The 932-nt window shown below is 49.4% G+C and carries 1 protein-coding gene; it reads left to right on the top strand.

Going from position 1 to position 932, the window contains the following annotated elements; genetic code table 11:
* Window positions 1-932, top strand: a 932-nt coding sequence (locus R7R78_RS24845) for a PTS ascorbate transporter subunit IIC (protein WP_225474463.1), incomplete at both ends; no start/stop codon positions are given.

Genomic DNA, 932 nt, shown 5'->3' with positions numbered 1-932 from the left:
TTTTCCAACACGCATTTGGCATTACTGGCGTGGTACCAAACAACGAAGCTATCGTCTCTATCGCGCAAGAAGCGTTTGGTAAAGAGATGGCGATGATCATGTTCTTCGGTATGTTGGTGAACATTCTGATCGCTCGTTTCACGCCGTGGAAATGCATCTTCCTAACAGGTCACCACACGCTATTTATGTCTATTATGGTGGCGGCGATTCTGGCATCTAGCGGCATGAAAGGCGTTCCACTGATCGCACTTGGCTCTCTGGTTGTGGGCTCTGTGATGGTGTTCTTCCCTGCGATTGCTCACAAGTACATGAAGCAAGTAACAGGTTCTGACGACGTTGCGATTGGTCACTTCTCTACCCTTTCTTACGTACTAGCGGGCTTTATTGGCAGCAAGTTCGGTAATAAAGAACACTCTACTGAAGAGATGAACGTACCTAAGAGCTTGTTGTTCCTACGTGATACGCCAGTGGCAATCTCATTCACCATGGGCATCATCTTTATGGTGACGTGTATCTTTGCTGGCGGTGACTTTGTACGCGAAGTTAGCGGTGGTAAGCACTGGTTCATGTTCGCGCTGATGCAATCCATCACATTCGCTGGTGGTGTGTACGTTATCCTTCAAGGTGTACGTATGGTTATCGCAGAAATCGTTCCTGCATTTAAAGGCATCTCAGACAAACTGGTTCCAAACGCAAAACCTGCACTGGATTGTCCGGTTGTGTTCCCATACGCGCCAAACGCGGTATTGGTGGGCTTCCTATCGAGCTTTGCAGCCGGTCTAGTGGGCATGTTCCTGCTGTACGTGATGGGTCTTACTGTGATTATCCCAGGTGTCGTTCCACACTTCTTTGTGGGTGCTGCGGCAGGTGTATTTGGTAACGCGACAGGTGGTCGTCGCGGTGCAATTCTAGGCGCGTTTGCACAAGGCCTA

This window comes from Vibrio sp. 2134-1 (genome assembly GCF_033339495.1).
The sequence above is the reverse complement of the archived record's forward strand: the minus strand, read 5'-3'. Positions and strand labels throughout refer to the sequence as shown.